The following is a 21,052-nucleotide window of genomic DNA, read 5'->3' as shown; positions in this document are numbered from 1 at the left end:
TTTTGGAATCCCTATGCCTCAATTGTGCGGCTCAACTGAGTTTATAGTGGATGTTGAAGTTGAAATAGATGAGGGGTATAGTGGTTATACAAAAAACAAAGTTCGTGAAATAAGCAAGAATTTAGATTGCCACTTGATATAAAAAGCTTAGATATAATTTCTCAGGAATATGAGAATAAGGGCAATATAGTATTCATAGTAAAAAGTAACAAAGAAGGAATAAAGTGTCGTGAATCACTACCGGCTCAAGGGGGTAGCTTCAATTAACGCTTGCAAAGCAGATTAATGAGATGAAATCTCAAAATTATCTCGTTTGTGATGTATTTCCTGCTCTTATACTTTTTATTTTATATATTTTTGCACTTGCTGTTCATTCAAATTACCAAAATTACCAACCGTTACTGCAAAATAACCCTTGGCCCACATATGCTGTTCTCGGTATCTTTTCTTGAGATGCGCAAACTCCATCATCACTTTGCTACACTCTTTCCCTTCATATATAGCTAAATCGAGATAAAAGAGTTATAATAGAGGTAGACATATAACAGATGAAATAATAAGAAATGTATACATATTTCACTAGCTGCTTAGTGGAATAATATATAAATTATTTAAAATTTTACTCCTTATTTACAGATGCCACAGAGCCTTTTTTCTTACTATTATTTCAAAATTCATTTGATACCTATATCTTTTTAGGTAAAAGCTTAGCATTTTTTTATCTATGCGCTATTCAATATTTACGCTTCCAGCAACATAGCATTATGATATAAGATACAAAATTAAGTACGAGGAGTTTAAAATGGTAAACAATATAAATCTAGAAGTATTAAAAAAAGCAGATAGTGTATTAGCAAAGTTTATGAAGAATAATAAGACAGAACAAGAACAAGCAGGTATAATACAGTCTTTTGAATATTGCTATGAGTTATCATGGAAGATAATGAAGAAAGTATTATATAGCGAAGGTTTAGAAGTAAGTACTCCTAAACAAGTAATAAGAGAAGCAGGTGCTGCAAAAATAATAGATGACGTAAAGTTATGGATAGAATTTGCAAATAAAAGAAATTTAACAGTGCATACATATAATGAGTTAGTACTAAAAGATATAATGAAAATAATGCCTCAGTTTAAAAAAGAATTAAGCAAACTGGTAAAGGAATTAGAGGGTAGAGTTAAATAGAATAAAGAAGTAATATTTATAAAATAAACTATTGTATAAAAGAATAATATTAAGATTGCTATGTATATAATGAATTCCAGTAGAGAAGCACAAAAAGAAATAGAGTTAGGTCAAGAAGATTATGAAATATTAATGAGAGTACTTAAAAAATATCCATATAAATTTTATGCATATGGGTCGAGGGTGAAGGGTAAGGCAAGAAAGTATTCAGATTTAGATATATACTGTAAGGAGAGAATGGAAGATGAAGACATGATGAATTTAAAATGGGATTTAGAAGAGTCAGATATAACGATAAAAGTCGATGTATTGCATCCAAGTATATGTAGTGAAGAATTTAGAGAATTGATAAAAGAAGATTTAGTGGAGATAAAGAACTTTATACTGGACTGAAAAAAATGGCTCTGTCGCATCTGTTGGAAGGGATAAGTGGTTATAAAAAATCAGATTGGCAAGAAAAAACCAATTGGAAAAAATACCAAACAAGAATTATAAGTGTTGCTAAAAAAGTAAATGGAAAATTTACTGAGGCGCAACCTGAGTTGGTAAAAGGACTAGTTAGATCAATATCTGGATTACTCTAATAGTTGGTTAATTTGTGTAGCAAAAAAAGGAAGTATCTAGTAATATTGTGATGATATAAGTAGGCTCTTATGACGATAGTAAAATACTTAAACCCAAGAAATGACATAGCATTTAAGAAGATCTTTGGAACTGAAAAGAACAAGGATATTTTGATGCATTTCTTAAACGATGTAATAGAAAGAGAAGGGAAGAAAGAAATTACAAAAGTAAGACTACTCAATCCAATGCAACATCCTGAACTTATAGGAAAGAAACAGAGTGTAGTTGATGTTTTATGCGAAGAAGAGGATGGAACACAGTACATAGTAGAGATGCAGGTAGCAAAAGTTGGTGGATTTGAGAAAAGAGCTCAATACTACGCAGCAAAAGCATATTCATCTCAAGCTGAAGAGGGGTATAATTATGATCATCTTAAGGAAGTAATATTCTTAGCGATAACAGAATATGAAATGTTTCCAAAGAAGAAGGGGTATAAATCAGTCCATTACACATTGGATAAAAAGACATATGAAAGAGATCTAAAAGACTTCTCATTTACATTCATAGAGCTCAAAAAGTTTAATAAAAGGATAGAGGAATTAAAGAGCTTTGAAGATAAATGGTGTTACTTTTTCAAGTATGCAAATGATCCTGATGATATGGGTGAATTAATCAAAAACAGTGACGAGGTAATTACAAAAGCATACCATGAGCTAGAAGCACATCACTGGACAAAAGATGAGCTACGTGCCTATGAAGCTTCAGAGAAGATTGCTAGAGATAATAAAGCTAGAGAAGCTTATCTTGAGGGCCTTGCAGAACAAGCTGAGCTTAGGGGTATCGAAAAAGGTATCGAAAAGGGTATCGAAAAGGGCAGAGAGGAAGGTAGAGAGGAAGCAATAAAAAAAGTAGCAAAAAATATGTTATCTCATAATATTTCTGCTGAGATCATATCTCAGTCTACAGGACTTAGTATTGAGGAGATCAATAACCTGAAGAATTAGCTCAGCCTTAATAAAGGTCTGGGTGGGGCGGCTCTGGGCACCGTCAAGTTTTGAATTATTAAAAGCCCAGAAGCAGATAGGTTGAATTATATCTAAAGCTGTTCTGGCAACTATAACTAGAAAGATAAATTGACTTGACGGTGTCGTCAATTAACTTTTAGATGAGTTATTTTCTAGGCCAATAGGAACGTTTCTAAACTTTAAATAAGAATAAAGAGTAGCTCTTGATATTCCTAAATGAGCTGCGAGCTTTCTAGTGGAAAACTTGTCTTCTTTGTACAAAGTTTCTGCAGCACAGGCCTTTTCTTGGGCTTTTTTGGTGAGTCCTTTTGGCCTACCGCCCTGTCTGCCTTTTGCCAAAGCAGCTTCTAGACCTGATTTTGTTCGCATTTTTATTAAATCTCTTTCAAATTCAGCTAAAGAAGCAAATATATGTGCGCCGGGCATGAGGTAAGAGCAAAGGGTTCAAGTCCCTTATGGGCTGAGATAGAGCGGTCCATTAGCTGAGGCAAGGTTAACTTCGTGAGGAGTTGGCTGAAGGAAGCTGACGGCAAAGTAAGGCTGAAACGAACAGAAACTTGGTAGTAGGCCGTTATAACTGGGCAACCTAGCATTAACTGGAATAGCCCGCCTCTATGCGGAAGTGTATAGCGGTAAACCAAGTTCAGCCTTATGGAGGTCTTGCATCTTACCCCGGGAGGCCTTTTATCTAGCTTGAGTATAAGCTACTTTGCTAGCAATAGTAGAGGACAGGATAAAAGGAGTCAGCAGAAGGCATAGTACTTAAGAGAATCGGTACCTCTCTTGAGGAAGGCCTGAATTAGATTTGTTAGGTACTGGAATTTTAATTTTGGAGTTATATGGTAGCAAAAGATAGCAATACCATCCACGGATCAAATAGTGAAGGCAGTACTGGAGCTGTTGATCATGAGGCGCATAGAGTAACTTCAGCAATTAGAATACCCCAGGACCTTGCAAAAGATGTAATTGGGGATGTAGTTAAAACTGCAAATCTCAAAAGTGCCTTTAAAGCAGTAAAACGCAATAAAGGTGCACCTGGTATCGATAAAAGAACTATCAATGAAGTACAAGAGTCCTTAGATGAGATTATCCAAGAGCTCCAATCTTCAGTTATCAACGGTAAATATACTCCTTCCTGTGTTAGAGGAGTACAAATACCCAAGCCTAATGGTAAAACCCGTTTGCTTGGCATACCTACAGTAATTGATAGAATGGTGCAGCAAGCTATAGTTCAAGTTTTATCACCTTTGTTTGATCCACACTTTTCGGACAATAGCTATGGATTTAGACCTAAGCGTTCTGCGCAAGGCGCTATGTCCAAAGCTAAAGAATTTGTAAAGTCTGGTAAATCATGGGTGGTGGATATGGACATAGAAGCTTTCTTTGATAACGTCAATCATGACATTTTAATGTCTCTAATTGCACGCTCTATCTCTGATAAGAAGCTCTTAAAGCTGATTAGATCGTTCTTAAACGCAGGCATGATGCAAAATGGCTTAATGAGCAAGAGAGACCTAGGGACCCCACAGGGTGGACCGCTCTCCCCTCTTCTAAGCAATATCTTGCTTCATGAACTTGATAGAGAGCTTCATTTACGTAAGCACTCTTTCGTCAGATACGCTGATGATTGTAACATTTATGTTACTTCTAAGAATGCTGCACAGAGAGTACTTACATCTATAACGAAGTTTCTTAACAGTAAGCTCAAACTTAAAGTTAATCTTACTAAAAGTGCTACTAGCTCTGTTCAAGACCGTAAATTCCTTGGATTTACATTGTTAACAGATGGCTCTGCTATTATTGCTAGAGAATCTATATCTCTCTTCAAAGATAAGGTTCGCCTTATCACCAAAAGAAGTAGAGGTGTTAAATTTGATACAATAATCAGAGAGTTAAATCAAGCTACGAGAGGCTGGTTTCACTATTTTAAGTGTTCCGACTTTCCAAAGCCTCTGTGGCATCTGGACGGTTGGATTAGAAGGCGTCTTCGTTCTTACAGGATAAAACAGCGTAAAAGAAAATTCTCGATCAAAACTTTTCTAACTGCTCATGGTGTATCTCAGCGATCTAGCTGGTCACTTGCTTGCTCTAGAAAAGGTTGGTGGAGAAAATCTCTATCTCATGCTGCTCACCAGGCTCTCAATTTAAAGTATTTTGAGAGGAACAACCTATTTTCCATGTATACATCTTTTGTTAAACACAAATCTGAAACCGCCGTATGCGACATCGCTTGTACGGTGGTGTGAGAGGGAGATTCAGCAATGGATCTCTCTACTCGATTTTGTACATTCTAAAAAGTGGATGTCAGTGGAGTGTAAATAGGCATGCAATAGTGCACCAGTAAGTGCTTATAAAAAAGAATGGGCAGAAAATTTTAAAGTGGAATTCCTGGCTCTGTCGGATCTGTAAAAAAGGAGTAAAAGTTTTCAAATAATTTATATATTATTCCATTAAGCAGCTAGTGAAAGAAATTTATCAAAGACAGAATTATAATTATTGTTATTAGCAAGTTGTCTTTTTTTAATCATATGCAAGAGCTCTATTCCTGCAATGGTTTTGGCGGCACTTCTGAAGGATTTTAAGCCAAGCATCGTGTTAGTTCGTTTCTTAATAAATCTATGATCTTCTTCTATCCTGTTGTTTAGATATTTGTTATGCCTAATTTCTATTTGGTCTTCTTTAGATAATGGCTTATTGATTGAATTTAAAGCAGCAGTATTAGAGCCGCTTTTATCTATATTAACCTTTGTAGGTTGGCCACTAGATTTGATTGCTTTCTTGAAAAACGCTTTAGCAGCTCTTTTATCTCTTTTTGCTCTTAGCATAAAATCTATAGTATCTCCGCATTTATCAAATGCTCTATACAAATAGACCCATCTACCTTTAACCTTGATATAAGTCTCGTCCATTCTCCAACTACCATTGACTGGCTTTTTTCTTTTTCTAAATCTTCCTTCAAGTGTTGGCATAAAGTTTATCACCCATCTTTGCAGAGTAGTGTGATCTATGTTCAGACCCCTTAATCCATCTATTTCTTCTATCTCTTTATAGCTTAATGACTATCTTCCCTTCATGTACAGAGATACCATTATTATTTCTGGACCATATTCGTGATTCTTGAAATATTTCATTATTTTTGATTCTACTTTAAACATTATTACCAGCAACTATTTCTTTCAGAATATCAAAGATTCTTATCCCTTTCAACAAATGCGACAGAACCAAAATCTAAAGCCATGCCTTTTATCCACTAATAACTTTATTCTCCTTTATTGCCTTATGGTATATACTGCTTACAAAATAAGTGGATACTAACCATGTAACGAGCAAGCTTGAAAAGAAAATATTGCTAGCTAATGCATTGCCTGTAGCACCATATAGATTTGAAATAGTAGTAGTATTGAAATGATTAAATAAATGTCCGCTGCTTCTAGCAAGCTTCAAGCTCATTGCATCAACGGTAAATTTTGCTTTGAATTGAATATCCTTGCTAGTAACAATATAAAGACTTTCTCTTATTGGTGTATTAATGGTATATGTCATAGCCTTCAAGATTATATACAACCATGCAAAAAGAAAATCAAAGCCAGTAATAAAATAAGTAAGTAAAAAAAAACTAGCGAGAACAGGAGTAATAAACACAGAAAATCTAGTACCTATAAACCGCATTATACTATTAGTTAAAAAAAAAGATATTATTAGACCTAACGCATGCATATAAGATATTTGCAAATACATTTTAGCAGCCATGTTAGCTAGATTAGGAATAGAGTTCCCAGAGGTTGAATCTTTTATAATTGTTAATAGTCTTTGATAATTAATAACTTCTACCAATGTATCTCCTAGAAAAATCATAAGAAAGATACCAAAAACATATCGATTTTTTAACAATAGCTGGAAACCAATCCATATGCCTGTTTTTTTTACCTTTTCTTTTTTAATATTAGTGTTAAAGCCTGTAAAAACTTTACTATCTAACTTTTTCATCATAGCATTTAGAAATATTGGAACTAATAATAGTGCTAAAGATGCTAGTATAAGCAATAGAGTAATTTTAGTATTAGGTTTTATATATGAAACTATTTCAGCATTATTAGTAAGAAAAAAGTAGGCACTAAACGCAACTAACAGCCCCCCTATTTTTGAGCAACTTACAGTAAAGCCATATGTCTTTGCTGCATCAGCAGGAGAATTAATTGAGTTCATAAAAGACCAAAATATACCGAGTAAAAAAGGAGCGTATCCTTCTTGGTATATCAGAAATAGCCACCCAAATAGCCTGTATTTACTAACCTGTGTGTTTTCAATTCCAATTACGTTATGCGTTAAAAAAAAAGAAAAAATCAGCCCGCATACCCCAAAAAAAAATGTATATGCCATTAATAATTGATGGCGTTTGAATCTATCAACTAACCACGCATCCAACAATATTGCAGGGAGTAAAATGACAAATGTCATTATTTTTGCAATAGGTATATATTCTATGCCAATTATCATTGCAAACACAGAGTATTTTAATTCCTGAGCAATGGTATATGCAGAGATTATCAAAAAAAAAATAAAACCACCAACTAATAATTTCGATTTTTGTAAAGAATCCAAGGAGAAGTTTTTTATAAATAACTGGTTCATTTTATCTTTTTATACGGGATTGTTAGATAGTGTAGGCATAAGCCAAAAAATAAACATTTAATCTGAATTACGGCAATGAAAGAAGCTTAATTTTAGCATATCTGGTTGCAATTTCGCTCCATATTTTATATGAAAAAAGGTGAAAATTCAAGGTCTAATTCGAACAAAGCCTACAAAATTTCATTCTAAACCTCATTAGGGGCTCACCTTACGCACAAGAGGAATTTTTTAAAGTTTGCAATTCTAAAAATGCAGTTTGATTGGCACCGTCAAGTTAAAAAAGTTGAGGTGCAAAAGGTATTGAGAGAAGAGGGAAAAAATAGTAAATTGGAGCAAAATAAAAAATAATAGAAAAACAATGGAAGAAAGAGCGAGCAGATACAGATATCCAATGGTGATAATAGGACATGCAGTTTGGTTGTACCACAGATTTAATTTGAGTTATAGAGACGTAGCAGAAGAGTTGTTATAAAGGGGTATAGAAGTAAGCCATGAAACGATAAGAGCATGGTGTATTAAATTTGGAAAAAGGTTTTTAGATATAATCAAGAAGAAGCAGAGGAAAGTAAAGGATAAATGGCATTTGGATGAGATGAGCATTAAAATTAACGGTAAATATTTTATTTTGTGGAGAGCTGTAGATGAAGATGGATATGAGATAGATGTCTTCCTACAGACCAGACGTAATAAAAAGTCTGCGATAAGGTTTTTATCAAGATTATTACAATCAAATCCAGTACCCAGAGTAATCGTGACAGATAAATTAAAAAGCTATACCAAACCTATAAAAGAAATGTGCCCTAAAACAGAGCATAGGCGCCATAAAGGATTAAATAATAGGGTTGAAAATGCACACCAACCAACACGCAGGAAAGAGAAATGCCTAATAAAATTCAAATCTCCTTCTGGGGTACAGCAAACTCTTTCTTTGATGGGAAAAATAAGGAACATATTTTCAGTAGATGTGGGCAGGTATATTAACAGTTCTAGCAAGCAAAAAGAAATGTTTTTCGAAGCTAAATCTATTTGGGATCACGCCGCTCAATCCATAGCTGCTGCATAATTTTCAAAAAGATGCTCTGTCACGCCCTTACCTCCATTAACTTGACGGTGCCCTCCAATTTACTATTTTTCCCTCTTCTCTCAATACCTTTTGCACCTCAACTTTTTTAACTTGACGGTGCCCAATGTACAGTCCAAAGAAAATTGTACAAACGATAAAAAGTATAACAGCTAGATAATGTCGTCATGAGATTTTAAGCCAAAGAGATAAGCATCTAATCTGAATTGCGGCAAGGAAAGAAGCTGAATTTTTAGCATATCTGGTTGCAATTCCCCTCCATCTTTTAAGATGAAGAAAGGTGTTTTCTACAATATGCCTTATTTTGTATAAATCTTTATCGTATTTTCTCTGGGTGATTCTGTTCTTTTTAGGAGGAATAACAACTCTCATGCCCAATTCTTGGGCATGGTCAATTATGTAATTAGCATCGTACCCTCTGTCGGCTAGTAAGTACTCAGCTTTCATCTCTTCAATAAGATTAACAGCCTGCTTGCAATCAGCTTCTGAGCCTTTTGTGATAATAACTTTGAGTGGCATACCATGTGAATCCAAGGCAAGGTGAATCTTTGTATTGAGCCCCCTTTTGTACGACTCATATCTTGATTGCCGCCTTTTGCACCTGAAGCATGTGGATGCACTTTACTATGACTTGCGTCTATCATTAACCATTCCATATCAGGTTCTTTCACAAATATCTCCAATAAAGCCTCCCATATCCTTTTGTCTCTCCATCTGCAAAATCTTTTATGTGTATTTTTCCATCCTCCATATTCTGAAGGCAAATCTCTCCAGGGAGAACCTGTTCTTAATATCCAAAATACTGCGTTAATGAATCTTCTGTTATTATGTGCCAAACCTCCCCACGTACCTTCCCTTCCTGGTAAATGATCCTTTATCAAATCCCACATATTATCTGTTATATCATGCCTATGTAGCCCTAAATCCATTTTTACTCCTGATTTATCTTTTCTTTCATATTATATCACAAATCTCATGACGACACTATCTAGAAAAGAGTTTGAAAAATTTCCAGGTTTAAAAAAGGAATTATGGAGAACAGAATTTTGGACTAAAGGATATTTTGTTAGTACCGTAGGAAAACACGGAGATGAAGAGAAGTTACGAAATTATGTCAAAAACCAAGGTATTTCTGGGTATAAACAAATACATTCGGGTCAGTTGAATCTGTTTTGATACCTCGGAGCTGGCTCCGAGGAGAATGTCATTGGAGAGAAAATTGTGTAATTTAACTCTCAGTTGCAGATGCAACAGAGCCCATTACACTTCCTTATCTTTTTAACTTGACGGTCCCGTTTTGTACTTTATTTTTTAAATTCAGCTTACTAATGCCGTTAACTAAATCGTGTATAATTTTTTCAGGAGTGATTCCTAATCTCTGAGAATTAGATATATCATAAGTGTTATTTATTATACCACTATTCTCACCATAAGTACCTCTAACCGATAGATTAAACTCTTTTGCAATAGATTTGATTTCTTCTATATCCAAATTATCCAGCTTTATATGAACACTTAGCCTTAGTGCCGTTCCTATATTTGTTGGACAACTATTTAAATAGCCTAGTTTTTTGTCCCATGCAAATTCTAATTCTTTTTCCAATATTGAGAGGGCATCAACAAATTTATTATAAGAGCCAATTATATCTTTTCCATCAGTAAGATAAATAATTCTCATATGATCTTCTTCATTCACCCATACCATAAAATTTTTATCATCGCTAATATAAGCGCCCCTAGCTTCAGGCCAATTATTGAGTATACCAGCCGATTCTAAATATTTATCATTGCTTCCAAATACAAGATGGTTATTTAGCAAAGAATTATACTTTTCTTTAGTTAATGAGCTTAGTCTATTGTAAACACCCCTATACTCTTTAGGCAGCTTTTGTATAGCTGATAAAATTTTCTTCTCTACCTCAAATCTTTGGAGTCTCTTCATAGCTGAGGGGAATGGGAACTCTTTTAAATTACGTGCGACTCTAAATCTTATAGAAATTACATTATCTAGTAGAGTGTTGTAATCTGAGATCTTAATTTTATGTAATTTATGATCAGTATCTTCGTTAGGTAAAATGCCATGATAGTCTTTTATCGTAGGATAAAAGACTTCTTTATAGGTGTAATAAGATGTAGCATCACCTGCATAACAGCCTATACTGGAATCCTTATTCTCTTCTCCTGACTTTAACGTATGATCTAATGTATCTCCAAAAAAAGTTAATTTCTTATTTATCTGGATTTTTAGATCTTCACTAAGCTTATTGTAATGGTAATTGCAGAGTGGTGCGGCAACTGAGTTAATGTAAATAGATAGCGTTATTAAGATTGATAGTGAACTTTTATTGATTAATCTAATAACTCGCATAATTACTTAATTATATTTTTCCAATTATATAATAATATAACTATTTTTTGCTCTTGTCATGAAAAATATGAAATTTGTTGCATAAATACAGCATCTATGTATGGTAGTGGACTGAAAAGTCCAGACAAAATTTTAGAAATTTGTTTCCTATTGTTAAGCAGCATTTTAAATGGCTCTGTCGGATCTGTAAAAAAGGAGTAAAAGTTTTCAAATAATTTATATATTATTCCATTAAGCAGCTAGTGAAAGAAATTTATCAAAGACAGAATTATAATTATTGTTATTAGCAAGTTGTCTTTTTTTAATCATATGCAAGAGCTCTATTCCTGCAATGGTTTTGGCGGCACTTCTGAAGGATTTTAAGCCAAGCATCGTGTTAGTTCGTTTCTTAATAAATCTATGATCTTCTTCTATCCTGTTGTTTAGATATTTGTTATGCCTAATTTCTATTTGGTCTTCTTTAGATAATGGCTTATTGATTGAATTTAAAGCAGCAGTATTAGAGCCGCTTTTATCTATATTAACCTTTGTAGGTTGGCCACTAGATTTGATTGCTTTCTTGAAAAACGCTTTAGCAGCTCTTTTATCTCTTTTTGCTCTTAGCATAAAATCTATAGTATCTCCGCATTTATCAAATGCTCTATACAAATAGACCCATCTACCTTTAACCTTGATATAAGTCTCGTCCATTCTCCAACTACCATTGACTGGCTTTTTTCTTTTTCTAAATCTTCCTTCAAGTGTTGGCATAAAGTTTATCACCCATCTTTGCAGAGTAGTGTGATCTATGTTCAGACCCCTTAATCCATCTATTTCTTCTATCTCTTTATAGCTTAATGACTATCTTCCCTTCATGTACAGAGATACCATTATTATTTCTGGACCATATTCGTGATTCTTGAAATATTTCATTATTTTTGATTCTACTTTAAACATTATTACCAGCAACTATTTCTTTCAGAATATCAAAGATTCTTATCCCTTTCAACAAATGCGACAGAACCAGTTTATTGATATTTTGGAAATAGACAATAAGAAAGTAGAGGATATTAAGTCATTATTAGTATGGTTAGAGGGCAAGGGGGTAGAGTTAAGAATATCAAGAATAGATGATAGGGAATTTGAGAAGATAAAAAATATCATAGCAAAAATGGAATTAACTTTAGGTAAAAAATTAAAGGATATTGATATAGAATCTATTGAGGTGGCAGAGAAGCTTTTATCTGCCTTTTCTATCGAAGATATTGTTACAGCTAAAGAGGCGGAGTTAAAGGGGATTAGTCATGTGATTCAGTCATCTGTTGATGATATAAAAGATACAAAGAATTATGGCTCTGTCGCATCTGTGAAAATTCAGTGCAAAAAGTGAAAATTTCAAAGTGTGAAAAACCTGGGGTTAGAAATTCTTAATTTTTACTTTTTATTTCAAAAATTAACAGATGCGACAGAACCAATAAGAAAACCAAGGTATTTCTGGGTATAAACAAATACATTCGGGTCAGTTGAAGCTGTTTTGATACCTCGGAGCTTGCTCCGAGGAGAATGTCATTTCAAAATAAAATGGCATTTATGGCATGGCAATGCGGACAAAGCTCTATCAAAATTATCAAATTTAATAGAAGAGATACCTCCAAAATACCGAGATCAATTAAAAAAACTAAAAACTTATTTGAATAATAATTCAGATAAAATCGTCAACTACCAGAAACGCCAGGAGCAAGGGCTTGTTTTTACCAGTAATCTTGCGGAATCTACAGTCGAAAGTTTAATCAATTAACGCTGCAAAGGCCAACAGCACATGCGATGGTCTAAAGAGGGGGTTGAGCCTTTGCTAAAGTTACGTGCTGCTATTTCTAGCAATGATTGGAGCTCTAATTGGAAATCCTCTATGCTCACCTCTAATAACCTTTGATAACACTTTTTCTGTTACACTTCCTTTATCTCTTTGGCTTAAAATCTCATGACGACACTATTTAGATTTATTTTTTAAGGTTGTGAATTTTTTCTAAAGATAAGCCAGTTGATTCAGATATTAATTTATCATCTAGTTTTTTAGAGATAAGGTTTTTTGCAATTTTTATTTTCTCTTCTTCTCTACCTTTTTCCATACCTTCTGCAAGAGCTTTTTCTCTAGCCTCATGCTCAACATATTGCTCTCTAGCTTTTAAATCCATAGCCACTTTCTCAGCAGCTTCGTAGGATACTAGCTCTTTCTTAGTCCAGTTATATGCTTTTAATTCTTCATAAGCTTTTTTCATAACTTCATTACTCTTAGTCAGTAGTTCTGTAACATCATCAGGGTCATCAGCATGTTTAAAGAAATAACACCATTTGTCTTCATATGTTTTTAGCTCATCTATTTTTTTATTGAACTTAGGTAACTCAAGAAAAGTAAAAGAAAAGTCTTTTAGATCTCTCTCATGAGTATCTTTATCTAATATCCAATGATCACATTTGTAATGTTTCTTTTTAGGAAACATTACATATTCTGTTATAGCTAAGAAGAAAACCTTCTTAAGGTTAACATAAGCTTCGCCTTTGTCATGTTGAGCAGTATATGCTCTTGCTGCATAATATTGAGCTCTTTTCTCAAAGCCAGCTACTTTTGCAACCTGCATTTCTACTATATACTTAATGCCATCTTCATCCTCGCATAATACATCCACAACAGAACGTTTTTCATATTTAATATCAGGATGCAAATTAGGATCAATAATAGAAACCTCCTTAATAGGTTTCATATCTTTAGAGACAATAATGTCATTTAAAAAATGTACTAGAATATCTTTATTTTTTTCAGTACCAAAGATTCTTTTAAAAGCAACATCATTTCGAGGATTTAAATATTTAACTATAGTCATGTGATACCTGTATATTTTGTTTTATAGAAACATTACTATGTATTTTACCAAACATATGATTTTTCTTAATTTCAGCAATAGTATTTTTACTAGTAGCAAGTAACTTTGTTGCATAAACAAGTCACTTGCAAGATTCAATCGCAGAACTAGGCGATATTCCAAAGTCATCGATATGAAGTGTGACAAATAGAGTGAGATGGGATCAGAAATAATCTATAGTTTTGTCATAAATGAAAACAAGAAATTTATGAGAAGTTATAGAGTAGTATTCGAAAGTTACGAGGGGAAGAATGATGTAAAACGAATCGTATTAACAGAAGGGAAAGTGGAGAAGGTAAGAGATGTGTTTAATTTAGGGTTCAGCCATAAAGAGTAAATAGATTTGATAGGAAAAATACAGGAAGAGCTAATTAATGAACAAAAAGAGCTGTTTGTAGAAGATATGGAATGCCCAAAATGTAGCAATAAATTAGTTAAAAACGGAGAAAGAGAATCGCAATATCATGACGTATTCAGCGATCATAAATTAAAAATAGCCAGATATAGATGTAAAAAGTGCAAATATGAAACTAGTTCTACGGTAAAAAGCCTGATAGGGGGTTCAATATCTGGAGATTTGAAGAGGTTGCAAGCAGAATTAGGAGCAGAGCATAGTTTTAGAGAAAGCGAGAAAATATTTGAGCAATTTTCAAGGAATAGACGACGGATTAATAATCATGATCGTGTTAAGTGCACTGTGGAGAGTGTGGGTGCAGCAGTAGAAAAATTGTGCCATGAGGAGAAGGAGATTGTTAAAGCTCATCCTGCAGAAGAACTGATATAGCCAAATCGGGATAAAAAAGTTATAAATCAAAGTATTGAAAAGCTCAAAAATATGGCAATTTTCTCTTCTTCTTATAGCTTTAGCATGAGCCCATTTTCTTTCTCATTTGCAATCTATACATTTCTTATTATTTCATCTGTTATATACCTACCTCTATTATAACTCTTTTATCGCGATTTAGCTATAATTAATGTAGATGGCGGACATATCCAAAATATTGAAAGTGATAAGCGAAGCTTTGAGGCGATGACAGCAGTTATATATCGTCCAGAAGCTATGGTTTCTAATAGCACGGACACACGTAATACATTAACCAGCAAGCATTGTGCAGCTTCTGCAACTGGGCAAGAGCAGATGATATCTCAAACCATTGTTGCGGCTTTAAAAGAAGGATTGTCATAAACTACAAAGGTTACAGCCCTCTGTGATGGAGCTGCGAATTGTTGGTAAATAATAGAAGCACTGAAGCCCTTGGCAGCATCGACTTTGTGTATATTGGATTGGTTTCATTTATCAATGAAAATACAGAATATTTCATTGCCAGAAAAATACAAAGATAAATTAATCAAAATAAAATGGCATTTATGGCATGGCAATGCGGACAAAGCTCTATCAAAATTATCAAATTTAATAGAAGAGATACCTCCAAAATACCGAGATCAATTAAAAAAACTAAAAACTTATTTGAATAATAATTCAGATAAAATCGTCAACTACCAGAAACGCCAGGAGCAAGGGCTTGTTTTTACCAGTAATCTTGCGGAATCTACAGTCGAAAGTTTAATCAATTAACGCTGCAAAGGCCAACAGCACATGCGATGGTCTAAAGAGGGGGTTGAGCCTTTGCTAAAGTTACGTGCTGCTATTTCTAGCAATGATTGGAACTCTAATTGGAAATCCTCTATGCTCACCTCTAATAACCTTTGATAACACTTTTTCTGTTACACTTCCCTAGCTGCTTAATGGATAATATATAAATTATTTGAAAACTTTTACTCCTTATTTACAGATGCGACAGAGCCAAAAATCCAACTTCTTTTTCTTGCCGCAATTCAGATTAGATGTTTATCTTTTTGGCTTAAAATCTCATGACGACACTACCTAGGATCATTCATTTAAGATATGGATATATTTATTATAACTATATAACCTTTTACTTTTCTTATCTGTAATCTCTTTTACTAATTCCAACTCTTCTAACTGCTTTATAGCTCTAATAACGGTATGGAGTGTTACATTTATTTTATGAGCTAAGTCTGGCATTGAAACTATCGGCTGTTTTTTCATTATATCAAAAATGCTGAGCGCTACTTTATGTGAGTTGCCTTTTTCTTTGAGATTTAGTGTATCGTTTTTAATTAATCTTTCTAACTTTATTGCTTTATTAAAAGCATCTGTCGCACTATGTTCTAATGCATCTAAAAAGAAGTTTGTCCATTCTATAACTCCATTTTGCGTTCCCCTGAAATTTTGAAGACACCTATAGTACTCATTTTGCTTAGATTTAAGATAATAACTTAGATATACTATGGGAGCTCTAATCATTTTATATTCATGTAACAGAAGAGTTATAAGCAAACGCCCTAATCTACCATTACCATCTAAAAAAGGATGAATAGTTTCAAACTGTGCGTGTAGTAGAGCAATTTTTATTAAAGGAGAGATATTCTGTTTATGTATAAATTTTTCCAGATCACTCATAAGTTTCTCAACATATTCAGATGGTGGAGGCACAAAAGTTGCATTACCTGGTCTCGTGCCTCCTATCCAGTTTTGAGATTTTCTGAATTCACCAGGAGATTTATTTTCTCCTCTAACACCTTGCATTAGAATTTTATGCAATGTTTTTAGTAGCCTATTGCATAAAGGCAATTCATTATTATTAAGTAATGACAATCCTTTATTTAGTGCTTTAATGTAATTTGTAACTTCTTCCACATCATAAATTGGAGTTGTAGACACTTTATAGTTCTCATATAAAAAAACATCGATTAATGAACTTTGCGTTCCTTCTATTTGAGAAGATAACAATGCTTCTTTTCTTACATAAAGATAAATGAATAAATTAGTTTCCGGCAATACATCGCATATTGCATCAAGCTTTCCTAAAGCATAACTTACTTTACCTACTCGATTTGAGTCAATATTAATATGTTGAAGAATTTCTTCTAAATTAGGGGGGTATAAGCCTTAACTTCTTCATTATTAAAAATTGTTACTTTATGGGACCCGTATTGCATTGTTTCTACTGAAAATACATTTTACATATTATAAACGAAGTATATTGCAAATAAATACATTTGGCAATTAGAAATGTATTTTTGGTTGGCAAATTGCATTTTAATATTGCATCCGATAAGATACCTTATGGATCCAAACAACTTTGTTGCATAAATACAGCATCTATGTATCACTCAGTATTTTTTAGGCAATACTGACAGTATGAGGCATTCCAATACCTTTCATAATGTTTAAAATTAATAGTGATAATTTTGCTTCGTTTTGTTGACCTAAGAAATGTTGTGCTTTAAATTTATGGGATTCCTAAATGACTATAGCAAGACTTTCGCAAAAAGATGAAAAAAGTGATATAAAATCAGAAATCAGAAACAATCGTTATAGGGAAAAATGAATTTCCAGAAAAATGACCATATACCAGCTGAAAATGAGCCTTTACAAGGCTTTCAGCAAAGCCTTTGGCGTAAACCTTATACTGCTTTTTCTGCCTGATGTGCGAAAGTCCTGAGTCTATTTTTTCTTCCTTTTTATTTATGCAACAAAGTTCTTGTTATTAGTTATAAATTCAGTATTGTTTTTACAACAGTATAACAAATTGTACTTTCTTCTATGTATTCTAAACAAGAAACTTCTTTAAGTAAAAAATTTTCTGAATTATTAAAAATCCCCACCGATTGTTTACCAGAAAACTGCCCTAGTGGGGCGTACTTTATTTCTGATTCTGACGGCACATCTCTTTATTCGCTCGGCTTTCAGATTGGTGGCCCTCAAAGTACTATGAGGCACGGAGAAACTAATGAATGGTCTAATAAAAGGTATGCAATATTAGTTGCAGGTGGTAACTACGAGATGTCAGATCAGTTTAAGCTCGGGTATTATACGCAAGTTGTTGGCGTAGCAGATGGGGCCTCAGACGTTCGGATTGCTCCTGGCATCAATGTGCTAAATAACTGCGAGAAAGTTGGAGATGCAAACTGCAAGGCGCCGGGCGGGCTTGATAACTTTTGGCGTAGCATTTCTGATATTACGCTTGATGTCTCTAGGCTTGGCGCGCCACTGCGTTTTGCAGTCTCACAGGCATCGCCTATAAGAGATGTTAAAATAATCGGTAATGATATTTTAATGTGCGATTGGGGCCTTGGTGGTGATTGTGGATTTACTAGTGGTGGCTTTATTAGTAAGATGTATGTATCTAATATAATACTAGGGTCACAACAACAGTTCTACGTTGCAAATTCAAATTTTGGACAGTTGCAAGCTGGGGTATGGAATATTGTATCTCATAATAATCATGGTACAACATTTGGTGATGGAGACATATCTACAAAAAATTTATGGGATGGGTATCCGTTTACACAAATTAATGATGATATTATTCTGCAAATTCCAAGAATTATATTTGACCAAGGCAATTGGAGTGTACAGATTGCATCTGGCAAAAAAGATGCAAATAGCTTTGTAGTTCTATCGCTAGATAATGATACATCTCCAACAATAGTTAGTAAAGATAAGGTGCAAGTAATAAATGCGGAAATTGCCGGTGGCGCACCTGGACTTATAATAATGCCTGGCATATACAACATACAAGGTGTACTCAATATACCAAACGACAAGGTGGTATTAGGATTAGGATTACCCTCTTTAGTGTGTCAAAGTGATTCTGGTAAATGTATGGATCTAGGAAGTGAAGGTGCTCATATAGCTGGCATGACTTTTGATGCTGGGGTGTATGGCTCTTCGTCTAACCCTGATAACATATTACTTAATGTAGGTCAGCAGTATCATGGTTCTTCAATAAACCCGACAACGTTGCAAGATATATATTGTCGGATCGCAAGAATAGATGATGCACAGGCTTCGCCATCTGCTTATGCGTGCGTTAAGATCAACTCAGATAGCGTTATTGGCGAAAATTTATGGTTGTGGAGAGCTGATCATGATAAACAATCACTTCAGATTCCATTTGACATAAATTATTGTAAGCACGGCCTTATAGTGATTGGCAATGATGTGCAAATGAATGGTTTATTTATTGAGCACTTTAATGATTATCAAACTATATGGCTAGGCAAGAACGGTAAGATCAAATTTTATCAATCAGAGTTACCATATTTTATGCCATCTGATGGCGCAACGGTAGATTGTACTGTGCCAGATTCTACCTATATTCAGAAAGAACAAGTTTGTCCATCTTTGTATATAACTTCAGATGCCTCTGGATTTAATGCTAAAGGCCTTGGAGTTTATTCGTTTTTTCCAAATGATCTTGGTCAAAAAACAATAAAAGCCAAGTCTGTCTTAAAAGCTGATACGGACGATTTATCGATTTCTCATGTGGTTATGCGCTGGTTGAACGGAGATCCAGAAAGTGGTGTTGAATATATTTTTGAGACAAACGGAGGCATTCCTTTCCCACAAGGTAGCTCTGTAGATGGTAATCATAATAAGGGGTATGCATTCTCTTCTTATCCTATACAATCTGAATTATTAGATGACTGCTCAATTTATAACTGCGTTTATACTGAATATGATGAACAATACTGATCGCTATGGCACACTTAAGTTAACTGAAAAAACAAAAATTTATAGCTCTTAAATGCCCAGACCGCAGATAAATTGAACAATATTTAAGTTGTTCTGGCAACTATGGTTAGAAAATAAATTAACTTGACGCTGCCTTTAAAATAGCGGCGCCGTCAAGTTAATGGGAATATGGTCATAATACAACCCTTACCCTTAAAAATTAGGCAGCAGCTATCGATTGAGCAGCATGATCCCAAATAGATTTAGCATTGAAAAACATTTCTTTTTGCTTGCTAGAACTGTTAATATACCTGCCCACATCTACTAAAAATATGTTTCTTATTTTTACCATCAAAGACAGAGTCTGCTGTACTCCAGAAAAAGATTTGAACTTTATCAAGCATTTCTCTTTTCTGGGAGCGTTGAAAGATAAAATAAGGATAAATGTGATGGTTTGATTTAAGGAAGTTTGGACCATGGTCTAAAAAAATTAACAAAAAATTGGTTTCCCCAAGAATTCAAAAGATTTCTTTGAGGTGGGATATGGTAATTTTTAGCTTTTTATTGATTCTGCGAAGCGTGATTTTATGAGCTTAGGCAGTAAGAACCGTTAAACGTTTTGGGAGTGTTGCCATAAGATAGATGAGATGCTAAAATGAATATAGCGAGCAACAAAGAAAATAGAAATATGAATACAGAGTGTAAAAAATGCAGTAGCAGTAAATACGTTAAGAATGGTAATATTAGGGGTATGCAAAGGTATAAATGCAAAGAGTGTGGATGTAATTTTACAAGCACTAAATTAAGAGGCTGTTCGCCAGAGATGAAGGCTCTGGCAGTGTTATTGTACAGCATGGAAAAAAGTAGCTTTAGATGGCTAGGGAAATTATTTAAAGTAGCTCATACTAGCGTATATAAGTGGATAATACTGTATGCTAAAAAGATACCAAGACCAACAGTGCCGGAAGAATTGAGAGAAGTTGAAATAGATGAGATGTGGCATTTTGTAGATTCAAAAAAAACAAATTATGGATATGGAAAGCCTATAGTAGGGAGCTCAAGAGAGTTGTTGCCTGGGTGGTTGGTAAGCGTAACGTTACAACCTTTAGAAAATTGTGGAAAATCATAAGTAGAGATAATTGCAGTTATTACACAGACGATTGGTCTGTTTATTCAGAGGTTATACCTCGCCATCAACATGTTGTTGGCAAACAACATACACTCTCAATTGAGTCCAATAACTCAAACACAAGGCACAGAATTGCAAGAATGACCAGAAAAACAAAGGTAGTTTCAAAATCTGAAGAAGTTGTCGATCTTACGATTAAGCTCTGGGTACGGCACCGTCAAGTTAATGGAGGTAAGGGCGTGACAGAGCATCTTTTTGAAAATTATGCAGCAGCTATGGATTGAGCGGCGTGATCCCAAATAGATTTAGCTTCGAAAAACATTTCTTTTTGCTTGCTAGAACTGTTAATATACCTGCCCACATCTACTGAAAATATGTTCCTTATTTTTCCCATCAAAGAAAGAGTTTGCTGTACCCCAGAAGGAGATTTGAATTTTATTAGGCATTTCTCTTTCCTGCGTGTTGGTTGGTGTGCATTTTCAACCCTATTATTTAATCCTTTATGGCGCCTATGCTCTGTTTTAGGGCACATTTCTTTTATAGGTTTGGTATAGCTTTTTAATTTATCTGTCACGATTACTCTGGGTACTGAATGTGCGCCGGGCATGAGGTAAGAGCAAAGGGT

At 34.2% G+C, this 21,052-nt stretch carries 23 protein-coding genes and 3 pseudogenes; 15 read left to right on the top strand and 11 right to left on the bottom strand.

Annotation, left to right across the window (positions count from 1 at the left end; all coding sequences use genetic code 11):
• The first annotated feature begins 13 nt into the window (after nucleotides 1-13).
• A complete protein-coding gene (locus Bandiella_RS07245) occupies nucleotides 14-142 on the top strand; it encodes a hypothetical protein (protein ID WP_323733448.1) in 129 nt (42 codons plus the stop codon).
• Nucleotides 143-342: 200 nt separating this feature from the next.
• Here Bandiella_RS07245 and Bandiella_RS07240 read toward each other — a convergent pair whose 3' ends face one another.
• The gene (locus Bandiella_RS07240) at nucleotides 343-501 is read right to left on the bottom strand and encodes a transposase (protein ID WP_323733481.1); all 159 of its coding nucleotides are present in this window, start codon (nucleotides 499-501) and stop codon (nucleotides 343-345) included.
• 301 nt (nucleotides 502-802) lie between these two features.
• Here Bandiella_RS07240 and Bandiella_RS07235 point away from each other — a divergent pair, with 301 nt between their 5' ends.
• From Bandiella_RS07235 to Bandiella_RS07220, 4 genes are all read left to right on the top strand, one after another.
• A complete protein-coding gene (locus Bandiella_RS07235; RefSeq protein ID WP_323733447.1) occupies nucleotides 803-1,183 on the top strand; it encodes an HI0074 family nucleotidyltransferase substrate-binding subunit in 381 nt (126 codons plus the stop codon).
• A gap of 69 nt (nucleotides 1,184-1,252) precedes the next feature.
• The gene (locus tag Bandiella_RS07230) at nucleotides 1,253-1,576 is read left to right on the top strand and encodes a nucleotidyltransferase family protein (RefSeq protein ID WP_323733446.1); all 324 of its coding nucleotides are present in this window, start codon (nucleotides 1,253-1,255) and stop codon (nucleotides 1,574-1,576) included.
• Nucleotides 1,577-1,581: 5 nt separating this feature from the next.
• Nucleotides 1,582-1,767 (top strand): complement resistance protein TraT, encoded by a 186-nt coding sequence (traT, locus tag Bandiella_RS07225; RefSeq protein WP_323733445.1) that lies wholly within the window; start codon nucleotides 1,582-1,584, stop codon nucleotides 1,765-1,767.
• A 69-nt stretch (nucleotides 1,768-1,836) separates the two neighbouring features.
• Nucleotides 1,837-2,751, top strand: a complete 915-nt coding sequence (locus Bandiella_RS07220; RefSeq protein ID WP_323732729.1) for an Rpn family recombination-promoting nuclease/putative transposase — start codon at nucleotides 1,837-1,839, stop codon at nucleotides 2,749-2,751.
• Nucleotides 2,752-2,901: 150 nt separating this feature from the next.
• On the opposite strand, the gene Bandiella_RS07215 is transcribed toward Bandiella_RS07220, so the two are convergent.
• Nucleotides 2,902-3,198, bottom strand: a complete 297-nt coding sequence (locus tag Bandiella_RS07215; protein WP_323733444.1) for a recombinase family protein — start codon at nucleotides 3,196-3,198, stop codon at nucleotides 2,902-2,904.
• Nucleotides 3,199-3,611: 413 nt separating this feature from the next.
• Between Bandiella_RS07215 and ltrA the strand changes: the two genes are divergently transcribed.
• The gene (gene ltrA / locus Bandiella_RS07210; protein WP_323732406.1) at nucleotides 3,612-5,018 is read left to right on the top strand and encodes a group II intron reverse transcriptase/maturase; all 1,407 of its coding nucleotides are present in this window, start codon (nucleotides 3,612-3,614) and stop codon (nucleotides 5,016-5,018) included.
• A gap of 204 nt (nucleotides 5,019-5,222) precedes the next feature.
• Here ltrA and Bandiella_RS07205 read toward each other — a convergent pair.
• A pseudogene (locus Bandiella_RS07205) lies at nucleotides 5,223-5,927 on the bottom strand (IS6 family transposase).
• A gap of 88 nt (nucleotides 5,928-6,015) precedes the next feature.
• The gene (locus Bandiella_RS07200; protein WP_236870549.1) at nucleotides 6,016-7,404 is read right to left on the bottom strand and encodes a hypothetical protein; all 1,389 of its coding nucleotides are present in this window, start codon (nucleotides 7,402-7,404) and stop codon (nucleotides 6,016-6,018) included.
• Between the two features lie 478 nt (nucleotides 7,405-7,882).
• On the opposite strand from Bandiella_RS07200, the gene Bandiella_RS07195 reads away from it, so the two are divergent.
• Nucleotides 7,883-8,467 (top strand): IS6 family transposase, encoded by a 585-nt coding sequence (locus Bandiella_RS07195; protein ID WP_323733405.1) that lies wholly within the window; start codon nucleotides 7,883-7,885, stop codon nucleotides 8,465-8,467.
• Between the two features lie 183 nt (nucleotides 8,468-8,650).
• Here Bandiella_RS07195 and Bandiella_RS07190 read toward each other — a convergent pair.
• A protein-coding gene (locus Bandiella_RS07190) for an IS5 family transposase (protein ID WP_323732627.1) occupies nucleotides 8,651-9,414 on the bottom strand; the annotation gives its coding sequence in 2 pieces (ribosomal slippage) (nucleotides 8,651-9,042 and nucleotides 9,042-9,414; 765 coding nt in all).
• Here Bandiella_RS07190 and Bandiella_RS07185 point away from each other — a divergent pair.
• Entirely contained in the window at nucleotides 9,362-9,661 is a 300-nt protein-coding gene (locus Bandiella_RS07185; RefSeq protein WP_323733480.1) for a transposase, read from the top strand. The two genes, Bandiella_RS07190 and Bandiella_RS07185, sit on opposite strands and share 53 nt — an antisense overlap.
• A 94-nt stretch (nucleotides 9,662-9,755) precedes the next feature.
• On the opposite strand, the gene Bandiella_RS07180 is transcribed toward Bandiella_RS07185, so the two are convergent.
• Both Bandiella_RS07180 and Bandiella_RS07175 read right to left on the bottom strand, forming a co-directional pair.
• Nucleotides 9,756-10,853: an ATP--guanido phosphotransferase gene (locus Bandiella_RS07180; RefSeq protein ID WP_323733443.1), complete on the bottom strand. Its 1,098-nt coding sequence runs from the start codon at nucleotides 10,851-10,853 to the stop codon at nucleotides 9,756-9,758.
• Nucleotides 10,854-11,084: 231 nt separating this feature from the next.
• A pseudogene (locus Bandiella_RS07175) lies at nucleotides 11,085-11,789 on the bottom strand (IS6 family transposase).
• A 55-nt stretch (nucleotides 11,790-11,844) separates the two neighbouring features.
• Here Bandiella_RS07175 and Bandiella_RS07170 point away from each other — a divergent pair.
• Complete coding sequence (locus tag Bandiella_RS07170; protein ID WP_323733442.1) at nucleotides 11,845-12,222, top strand: hypothetical protein; 378 nt, start codon at nucleotides 11,845-11,847, stop codon at nucleotides 12,220-12,222.
• Between the two features lie 610 nt (nucleotides 12,223-12,832).
• On the opposite strand, the gene Bandiella_RS07165 is transcribed toward Bandiella_RS07170, so the two are convergent.
• Entirely contained in the window at nucleotides 12,833-13,714 is an 882-nt protein-coding gene (locus tag Bandiella_RS07165; RefSeq protein ID WP_323733441.1) for an Rpn family recombination-promoting nuclease/putative transposase, read from the bottom strand.
• Between the two features lie 382 nt (nucleotides 13,715-14,096).
• Between Bandiella_RS07165 and Bandiella_RS07160 the strand changes: the two genes are divergently transcribed.
• The 3 genes from Bandiella_RS07160 to Bandiella_RS07150 all read left to right on the top strand — a co-directional run bounded on the left by Bandiella_RS07160 (nucleotide 14,097) and on the right by Bandiella_RS07150 (nucleotide 15,329).
• Complete coding sequence (locus Bandiella_RS07160; RefSeq protein WP_323733440.1) at nucleotides 14,097-14,537, top strand: hypothetical protein; 441 nt, start codon at nucleotides 14,097-14,099, stop codon at nucleotides 14,535-14,537.
• Nucleotides 14,538-14,783: 246 nt separating this feature from the next.
• Nucleotides 14,784-14,939: a hypothetical protein gene (locus Bandiella_RS07155; protein ID WP_323733439.1), complete on the top strand. Its 156-nt coding sequence runs from the start codon at nucleotides 14,784-14,786 to the stop codon at nucleotides 14,937-14,939.
• Nucleotides 14,940-15,008: 69 nt separating this feature from the next.
• Nucleotides 15,009-15,329: a hypothetical protein gene (locus Bandiella_RS07150; RefSeq protein WP_323733438.1), complete on the top strand. Its 321-nt coding sequence runs from the start codon at nucleotides 15,009-15,011 to the stop codon at nucleotides 15,327-15,329.
• Nucleotides 15,330-15,644: 315 nt separating this feature from the next.
• Here Bandiella_RS07150 and Bandiella_RS07145 read toward each other — a convergent pair whose 3' ends face one another.
• Nucleotides 15,645-16,682, bottom strand: a complete 1,038-nt coding sequence (locus tag Bandiella_RS07145) for a Fic family protein (protein ID WP_323733479.1) — start codon at nucleotides 16,680-16,682, stop codon at nucleotides 15,645-15,647.
• 702 nt (nucleotides 16,683-17,384) lie between these two features.
• Between Bandiella_RS07145 and Bandiella_RS07140 the strand changes: the two genes are divergently transcribed.
• Nucleotides 17,385-19,319 carry a hypothetical protein gene (locus Bandiella_RS07140; RefSeq protein ID WP_323733437.1) on the top strand — a complete coding sequence of 645 codons (1,935 nt, stop codon included), beginning with the start codon at nucleotides 17,385-17,387 and terminating at the stop codon, nucleotides 19,317-19,319.
• A 199-nt stretch (nucleotides 19,320-19,518) separates the two neighbouring features.
• Here the strand turns inward: Bandiella_RS07140 and Bandiella_RS07135 are convergent, their stop codons facing one another.
• On the bottom strand, nucleotides 19,519-19,650 hold the full coding sequence (locus Bandiella_RS07135) for a hypothetical protein (protein ID WP_323733436.1): 132 nt from the start codon (nucleotides 19,648-19,650) through the stop codon (nucleotides 19,519-19,521).
• 303 nt (nucleotides 19,651-19,953) lie between these two features.
• Here Bandiella_RS07135 and Bandiella_RS07130 point away from each other — a divergent pair, with 303 nt between their 5' ends.
• A complete protein-coding gene (locus Bandiella_RS07130; protein WP_323733142.1) occupies nucleotides 19,954-20,427 on the top strand; it encodes an IS1/IS1595 family N-terminal zinc-binding domain-containing protein in 474 nt (157 codons plus the stop codon).
• On the top strand, nucleotides 20,331-20,711 hold the full coding sequence (locus tag Bandiella_RS07125; RefSeq protein WP_323733416.1) for an IS1 family transposase: 381 nt from the start codon (nucleotides 20,331-20,333) through the stop codon (nucleotides 20,709-20,711). The genes Bandiella_RS07130 and Bandiella_RS07125 overlap by 97 nt, the downstream gene beginning before the upstream one ends.
• Here Bandiella_RS07125 and Bandiella_RS07660 read toward each other — a convergent pair.
• Nucleotides 20,690-21,028 (bottom strand): annotated as a pseudogene (locus tag Bandiella_RS07660) (DDE-type integrase/transposase/recombinase); the annotation flags it as partial. The gene Bandiella_RS07125 and the pseudogene Bandiella_RS07660 sit on opposite strands and share 22 nt — an antisense overlap.
• Between the last annotated feature and the right edge of the window lie 24 nt (nucleotides 21,029-21,052).

Origin of the sequence: Candidatus Bandiella woodruffii, from assembly GCF_034359465.1 — a bacterium.
In the GTDB taxonomy this organism is placed as follows: Bacteria; Pseudomonadota; Alphaproteobacteria; order Rickettsiales; family Midichloriaceae; genus NDG2.
This window is presented reverse-complemented; position numbering and strand designations above follow the sequence as displayed.

What these genes read in the sequence shown, in the direction of transcription:
- Bandiella_RS07245 (WP_323733448.1), top strand. Translation starts at nt 14, where the DNA reads ATGCCTCAATTGTGCGGCTCAACTGAGTTTATAGTGGATGTTGAAGTT.
- Bandiella_RS07235 (WP_323733447.1), top strand. Translation starts at nt 803, where the DNA reads ATGGTAAACAATATAAATCTAGAAGTATTAAAAAAAGCAGATAGTGTA.
- Bandiella_RS07230 (WP_323733446.1), top strand. Translation starts at nt 1,253, where the DNA reads ATGAATTCCAGTAGAGAAGCACAAAAAGAAATAGAGTTAGGTCAAGAA.
- traT (WP_323733445.1), top strand. Translation starts at nt 1,582, where the DNA reads ATGGCTCTGTCGCATCTGTTGGAAGGGATAAGTGGTTATAAAAAATCA.
- Bandiella_RS07220 (WP_323732729.1), top strand. Translation starts at nt 1,837, where the DNA reads ATGACGATAGTAAAATACTTAAACCCAAGAAATGACATAGCATTTAAG.
- Bandiella_RS07215 (WP_323733444.1), bottom strand. Translation starts at nt 3,198, where the DNA reads ATGCCCGGCGCACATATATTTGCTTCTTTAGCTGAATTTGAAAGAGAT.
- ltrA (WP_323732406.1), top strand. Translation starts at nt 3,612, where the DNA reads ATGGTAGCAAAAGATAGCAATACCATCCACGGATCAAATAGTGAAGGC.
- Bandiella_RS07200 (WP_236870549.1), bottom strand. Translation starts at nt 7,404, where the DNA reads ATGAACCAGTTATTTATAAAAAACTTCTCCTTGGATTCTTTACAAAAA.
- Bandiella_RS07180 (WP_323733443.1), bottom strand. Translation starts at nt 10,853, where the DNA reads ATGCGAGTTATTAGATTAATCAATAAAAGTTCACTATCAATCTTAATA.
- Bandiella_RS07170 (WP_323733442.1), top strand. Translation starts at nt 11,845, where the DNA reads ATGCGACAGAACCAGTTTATTGATATTTTGGAAATAGACAATAAGAAA.
- Bandiella_RS07165 (WP_323733441.1), bottom strand. Translation starts at nt 13,714, where the DNA reads ATGACTATAGTTAAATATTTAAATCCTCGAAATGATGTTGCTTTTAAA.
- Bandiella_RS07155 (WP_323733439.1), top strand. Translation starts at nt 14,784, where the DNA reads ATGACAGCAGTTATATATCGTCCAGAAGCTATGGTTTCTAATAGCACG.
- Bandiella_RS07140 (WP_323733437.1), top strand. Translation starts at nt 17,385, where the DNA reads ATGTATTCTAAACAAGAAACTTCTTTAAGTAAAAAATTTTCTGAATTA.
- Bandiella_RS07135 (WP_323733436.1), bottom strand. Translation starts at nt 19,650, where the DNA reads ATGGTAAAAATAAGAAACATATTTTTAGTAGATGTGGGCAGGTATATT.
- Bandiella_RS07130 (WP_323733142.1), top strand. Translation starts at nt 19,954, where the DNA reads ATGAATATAGCGAGCAACAAAGAAAATAGAAATATGAATACAGAGTGT.